Source organism: Dorea sp. OM07-5, from assembly GCF_003481355.1.
Classification (GTDB): Bacteria; Bacillota; Clostridia; order Lachnospirales; family Lachnospiraceae; genus Dorea_D; species Dorea_D hominis.
Window position 1 is genome coordinate 1 of record NZ_QUKZ01000055.1, and the last position, 871, is coordinate 871.

1 protein-coding gene is annotated in these 871 nt (G+C 41.9%); it reads left to right on the forward strand.

Going from position 1 to position 871, the window contains the following annotated elements; translation table 11 throughout:
• Positions 1–866: fibronectin type III domain-containing protein (locus tag DXC04_RS15390; RefSeq protein ID WP_199692565.1), on the forward strand; the 866-nt coding region annotated here is incomplete at its 5' end.
• Positions 867–871 lie beyond the last annotated feature (5 nt).

Consider the following 871-nt stretch of genomic DNA (forward strand, 5'->3'; position numbering starts at 1 on the left):
AAGGTGCTCCGGCGACCTGTCAGAGTAAAGGAACGAAAGAATACTGGAAATGTAAGCGCGAAGGCTGCAAAAAGCTCTTCCTTGACAAAGAAGGAAAAGAGAGCGTTACACAGGCACAGCTCGTAATACCGAAGAGTGATGAACATGCATGGAGTGACTGGGAGTTTATCGGTGAGGGTAAACATAAACGTCACTGTACTACGAAAAGATGTACGGCGGTAGAAGAAGATAACTGCACCACAGATGCACCGAAGGAAAAAGTAACAAAGGCAACGACTTCCAAAGACGGAAAAGTTGAAAAGCAGTGTTCGGTTTGTGGAAATGTATTTTCTTCTGAAGTCCTTCCAAAAGCATCCGGTATCAAGATCGCTGCAACATCTTATACCTACAACGGCAAAGTGAAAACACCATCCGTAACAATAAAGAACAGCAAAGACAAGACACTTGCAAAAACAGAGTATTCCATAGCTTATGCGAAGGGACGCAAGAATGTCGGAAGTTATACCGTTACGATCACACTGAAGAATAATTACAGCGGAACAGTGAAGAAGACATTTAAGATCATTCCGAAGACAACAAGCATTTCCAAATTGACAGCAGGTAAGAAGAAGCTGACTGTGAAGTGGAAAAAACAGGCGACACAGACGACCGGATATCAGTTGCAGTACGGAACATCGTCTAAGTTCAAGGGTGCAAAGACCGCGACGATCACGAAGAATAAAACAGTGAGCAAAGCGATTTCCAAGTTAAAAGCAAAGAAGAAATATTACGTAAGAATCCGCACTTATAAAACGGTAAAAGTAAACGGAAAATCTGTGAAACTTTATTCTGCATGGAGCAAAGCAAAATCGGGGCTTACAAAATAAATAAG